Raw genomic sequence first — 5,257 nt, forward strand, 5'->3', positions numbered from 1 at the left:
TGGGCGCCTGGTACCTGCTGATGCTGATCAGCTTCGTGCTGGTGACCCTGGTCCACCGGCCCGTGGAGGCCTGCGTGGCGCGGATCCGGGAAGGCATCCGGGCGGCGGCTTAGGGACAGTTTAAATCCTCTCCCCGTGGGAGAGGTGTCGGCGAAGCCGACGGAGAGGGGAGAGGCCGGTTCAGCCATGCTTCCCCCTCCGGCCGCGGAGTTTATCCTCGGGCCGGCCCATGGCCGGGCCCGTGGGCGACCACCTCCCCCGCTAGGGGGAGGATTGAAGGGCCCTACTTCCGCACCAGATCCATGAACCGCTGCTGCAGGACCTTGTCGGTCTTGAAGACGCCGCGGAACTGGGTGGTGATCGTCGAGACGTCGTGGTGACGGACGCCGCGGGTCGACATGCACTGGTGCTCGGCGTCGATCAGCACGGCCACGCCGGCGGCCGAGAGGTGGTCCTCGATGGCGTCGGCGATCTGCATGGTCATGGTCTCCTGGGTCTGGAGACGCTTGGCGAAGATCTCGACCAGCCGGGCCAGCTTCGATAGGCCCACGACCTTGCCGGTCGGCATGTACGCCACCCAGGCCTTGCCCAGGAACGGCGCCATGTGGTGCTCGCAGTGGCTCTGCACGTCGATGCCGCGCAGCATGACCATGTCGTCATAGCCTTGCACGTCCTCGAAGGTGCGCGACAGCTCCTTGGCCGGATCGCCGTGATAGCCGGCGAACCACTCGCCATAGGCCTCGACGACGCGCTCGGGCGTGTCCAGCAGGCCCTCGCGGTCCGGATTGTCGCCGGCCCAGGCCAGCAGGGTCCGGACGGCGGCCATGGCCTCTTCGCGGCTGGGGCGCTGGGCGGGTTCAAGATCAAGACCGGCGTCATCCGTGCCGATCAGGGTTCGCTCGCGGGTCAGTGCGTCCATGTTGTCGAGGGGGTTCTTTCCACGGGCTGAGTTGCGCCAGGACGCCGGTCGTCCTGGAATGACGCGTGCCACCCGTTTCACAGCTACGGTCGAGACGTCGCGACGGACGCATCGTTGGGCGTGGCCCTCACCGTATCTGAAGGATATATGGAGCCGGCTCCGCTCCGGAGCAACCTCTCCTTACGTCACAGCACTGCGACCCGATGACCCTGAAGATCCACGACACCCTGGCGCGCGAGAAGCGCGACTTCGTTCCCGCCGATCCCAAGCGGGTGACGATGTATGTCTGCGGACCCACGGTCTACAACTACGCCCACATCGGCAATTTCCGGCCGGTGGTGGTGTTCGACGTGCTCTATCGCGTGCTGCGCCACCTCTATGGCGAGGACGCGGTGGTCTATGCCCGCAACGTCACGGACGTCGACGACAAGATCAACAAGAAGGCTGCCGACGAGGGCGTGCCGATCTCGGTGATCACCGAGCGGTACCTGGCGGCCTACCACCAGGACGCCGACGCCCTGGGGGCGCTGCGCCCGGACCTGGAGCCCAAGGCCACCGAGCATATCGGGGCCATCCTCGAGATGATCGGCCAGCTGGTCGACAACGGCAGCGCCTACGCCGCCGAGGGGCATGTGCTGTTCGACACCCAGAGCTTCGCCGACTACGGCAAGCTCTCTGGCAGGCCCTTGGACGAGATGATCGCCGGCGCCCGCGTCGAGGTCGCGCCCTACAAGCGTCACCCGGCCGACTTCGTGCTGTGGAAGCCGTCTAAGGAGAACGAGCCCGAGTGGGACAGCCCCTGGGGCGCGGGCCGTCCAGGCTGGCACATCGAATGCTCGGCCATGATCGACAAGGCGCTGGGCAAGACGATCGACATCCACGCCGGCGGCATCGACCTGACCTTCCCGCACCATGAGAACGAGGTGGCCCAGAGCCGCTGCGCCCACCACACCCCGGTGCTGGCCAACTACTGGATGCACAACGGCTTCCTCGACATGGGCGGGGAGAAGATGTCCAAGAGCCTGGGCAATGTGATCATCCCGCACGAACTGCTGAAGACGGTTCCGGGGGAGGTGATCCGCTGGGCGCTGCTGTCGGCCCACTACCGCCAGCCGCTGGACTGGACGCCGGAGCTGATCGAGCAGAGCAAGAAGTCGCTGGATCGCCTGTACGGCGCCCTGCGTCGCGCCAAGGATGTCGCTCCCGACCAAGCCATGGAGGCTCCGGCCGAGGTGATCGCCGCCCTGATGGACGACCTGAACACCCCGCTGGCGACCTCGGCCTTCTTCGAGGTGTCGAGCCTGATCGAAAAGGCCGTGACGGCCGGCGACACCGTCGCCATCGCCGCCAACAAGGCCCGCCTGCTGGAGGCCGGCGCCCTGCTGGGGTTCCTGCAGGCCGATCCCGACAGCTGGTTCGAGGGCGACGCCTCCGACGAGCTGAAGGCCAAGGTCGAGGACCTGCTGGCCCAGCGCGTCGCCGCCCGCGCCGCCAAGGACTGGACCGCCGCCGACGCCATCCGCGGCGAGCTGGACGCCTTGGGCGTGGTGGTCATGGACGGTCCGTCGGGCGCGACCTGGCGGATGAAGGACTGATCGGCTTTTCCTGTCATCCCGGCCAAGCGCGGAGCGCGCCGAGCCGGGATGACAGGTTTTGGTCCGGGCTCAGGTTGAGCGCTCCCGAACGAAGGTGATAAGTCCCCGCCCATGAAGCGCGCCGTCGAACACCGCATCGGGGTCCAGGCCCCCGCCGAGATCGTCTGGGAGGTCGTCTCCGAGTTCGAGACCTGGACCCACTGGAACCCGCTGTATCGCAAGGCCGAGGGGCAGATGAAGATCGGCTCGCCGTTGGTGCTGGAGCAGCACCTGCCCGGCGAGCCGCCGCGCGTCATCCAGCCGGTCGTCCACGACTGGGTGCCTTACGAGCAGCTGCACTGGCGCTCCACCCGGATGGGCGGGTTCGTCACGGCGATCCGCTATCTCGAGATCGAGAACATGGGGCCGGCCAACTCGACCTTCTCGAATGGGGAGCTGTTCATGGGCATGCTGCTGCGCTTCGTCGGTCGCGAGGAGCGCCGCAAGCTGAAGGCCGCCTTCGCCGCCATGGGCGAGGCCGTCCGCGATCGGGCCGAGGCCATCTGGTCGGCGCGGTCGGGCGACCCCATCTAAGGCGCGCGATGATCGACGACCTCTACAGCGCCAAGATCCTGACGCTTGTGGCCAACATGCCGCGGGCCGGGCGTCTGGCCGCGCCGGACGCCAGCAGCGAAAAGGTCGCCAAGCTGTGCGGCAGCAAGATCACGGTCGACGTGACGGTGGCCGACGGCAAGGTCGTGGACTACGCCCAGGACGTCAGCGCCTGCGCCCTGGGCCAGGCGGCCGCCGCGATCCTGGGCCAGAACGTGATCGGGGCCGATCTTTCGGAGATCGAGTTGGCGCGCGACTCGCTTGTCGCTATGCTGAAGTCGAACGGTTCGCCTCCCGCGGGCCGGTTTGCGGAGCTCGCCGTGCTGGAGCCGGTCAAGGACTATCCCGCTCGTCACGCCTCGACGCTGCTGGCGTTCGAGGCGACGGTCGAGGCTGTCCGCCAGGCCACAGGCGTTCCTGAAACGCGAACTAGCACCGCCGGCGCGGCTTGATCCCTCGCATCAGGGGGTTAGTACTTTACTGGACTAACAGTCGCGCGCCGGCATGACCCTCTACGACCGCACCGTCGACCTTGGCCTTAGAGCCTACAAGTTGACGCTCTCGCCTCTCATCGGGCGTCAGTGCCGCTTTACGCCGAGCTGTTCGGAGTACACGGCCGCCGCTCTCAAGGAACATGGCCCGCTCAAGGGCTCCTGGCTGGGGTTGCGACGGATTTGCCGCTGCAATCCGTTTGGCGGATCGGGCTATGACCCGCCGCCGCCGCGACACCAGCCACGCAAGTGGAAATGTGAAGAATGATCGATCTGGTTTTCCCCGACGGCTCCTCCCGCCAGTACCCCGATGGTTCGAGCGGGCGTGACGTCGCCGCGGCCATCTCCAAGTCGCTGGAAAAGAAGGCGCTGCTGATCAAGCTGGACGGCCAGGTGCTGGACCTGGACCGCCCGCTGACGCCCGACCTGCTGGGCGGCGAGCGCAAGTTCGAGATCCTGACGCGCGAGGCCCCCGAGGCCCTCGACACCATCCGCCACGACACCGCGCACGTGCTGGCCGAGGCGGTGCAGGAGCTGTTCCCCGGCACCCAGGTGACGATCGGCCCGAACGTCGAGGACGGCTTCTACTACGACTTCGCCCGCGACGAGCCGTTCAGCCTGGACGATCTGGAAAAGATCGAAAAGCGCATGAAGGAGATCGTTGATCGCGACGAGAAGATCACGCGCGAGGTCTGGGACCGCGAAGAGGCCATCAAGCACTTCGACGGCATCGGCGAGCAGTACAAGGCCCAGATCATCCGTGACCTGCCGCCGACGGACACGATCACGGTCTATCGCCAGGGGAACTGGAAGGACCTGTGCCGCGGCCCGCACCTGCCGTCGACCAAGCATGTCGGCAAGGCCTTCAAGCTGACCAAGCTGGCCGGCGCGTACTGGCGCGGCGACCAGAACAACGCCCAACTGCAGCGCATCTACGGCACGGCCTGGGCGTCGGAAGCCGACCTCGACGCGCACCTGAAGCGCATCGAGGAAGCCGAGAAGCGCGATCACCGCAAGCTGGGCAAGACGATGGACCTCTTCCACATCCAGGAAGAGGGCAAGGGCATGGTGTTCTGGCACCCGAAGGGCTGGGCCCTGTACCGGGTGCTCGAGGACTACATGCGCCGTCGCCTGGACGCGGCCGGCTACAAGGAAGTGAAGACGCCGCAGATCCTCGACAAGAGCCTGTGGGAGAAGTCGGGCCACGCCGAGAAGTTTGGCCACGCCATGTTCATGTGCGAGAGCGCCGAGGGCGAGGTCCTGGCGGTCAAGCCGATGAACTGCCCCGGCCACATCCAGATCTTCAATGTCGGCCAGAAGAGCTATCGCGAGCTGCCGCTGCGCATGGCCGAGTTCGGCGCCTGCCACCGCTACGAGCCGTCGGGCGCCATGCACGGCATCATGCGGGTGCGCGCCTTCACCCAGGACGACGCCCACATCTTCTGCCGCGAGGACCAGATCGAGGAGGAAACGGCCCGGTTCATCGAGCTGGCCAGCTCGGTCCATGCCGACTTCGGCCTGGAGCGCGACTACCTGGCCCTGGCCACGCGGCCGGATGTGCGCGCCGGCAGCGACGAATACTGGGACAAGGCCGAGGCCCAGATGGCCGCCGCCGCCAGGATGGCCGGCATCGAGCCGGTGATCGCCGAGGGCGACGGGGC

Annotated in this window: 6 protein-coding genes and 2 pseudogenes; 6 read left to right on the forward strand and 2 right to left on the reverse strand. The window is 67.0% G+C overall.

Going from position 1 to position 5,257, the window contains the following annotated elements; genetic code table 11:
* Positions 1-113 (forward strand): annotated as a pseudogene (locus VJ655_RS17675) (DUF817 domain-containing protein); the annotation flags it as partial.
* A gap of 24 nt (positions 114-137) precedes the next feature.
* On the opposite strand, the pseudogene VJ655_RS21140 reads toward VJ655_RS17675, so the two are convergent.
* Positions 138-275 (reverse strand): annotated as a pseudogene (locus tag VJ655_RS21140) (hypothetical protein); the annotation flags it as partial.
* An 8-nt stretch (positions 276-283) separates the two neighbouring features.
* Entirely contained in the window at positions 284-919 is a 636-nt protein-coding gene (gene folE, locus VJ655_RS17685; protein ID WP_324113349.1) for a GTP cyclohydrolase I FolE, read from the reverse strand.
* 203 nt (positions 920-1,122) lie between these two features.
* Between folE and cysS the strand changes: the two genes are divergently transcribed.
* The 5 genes from cysS to thrS all read left to right on the forward strand — a co-directional run.
* The gene (gene cysS, locus VJ655_RS17690) at positions 1,123-2,514 is read left to right on the forward strand and encodes a cysteine--tRNA ligase (RefSeq protein WP_324113351.1); all 1,392 of its coding nucleotides are present in this window, start codon (positions 1,123-1,125) and stop codon (positions 2,512-2,514) included.
* Between the two features lie 111 nt (positions 2,515-2,625).
* Positions 2,626-3,087, forward strand: coding sequence for an SRPBCC domain-containing protein (locus VJ655_RS17695; protein ID WP_324113353.1), 462 nt, complete (start codon positions 2,626-2,628; stop codon positions 3,085-3,087).
* An 8-nt stretch (positions 3,088-3,095) separates the two neighbouring features.
* Positions 3,096-3,557, forward strand: coding sequence for an iron-sulfur cluster assembly scaffold protein (locus tag VJ655_RS17700; protein ID WP_324113355.1), 462 nt, complete (start codon positions 3,096-3,098; stop codon positions 3,555-3,557).
* A gap of 52 nt (positions 3,558-3,609) precedes the next feature.
* Positions 3,610-3,864: a membrane protein insertion efficiency factor YidD gene (gene yidD, locus VJ655_RS17705; protein ID WP_099537978.1), complete on the forward strand. Its 255-nt coding sequence runs from the start codon at positions 3,610-3,612 to the stop codon at positions 3,862-3,864.
* The coding region (gene thrS, locus VJ655_RS17710; RefSeq protein WP_324113357.1) for a threonine--tRNA ligase at positions 3,861-5,257 on the forward strand (1,397 nt) is incomplete at its 3' end. The genes yidD and thrS, both read left to right, overlap by 4 nt.

Source organism: Caulobacter sp., from assembly GCF_035254145.1.
GTDB lineage: Bacteria > Pseudomonadota > Alphaproteobacteria > Caulobacterales > Caulobacteraceae > Caulobacter.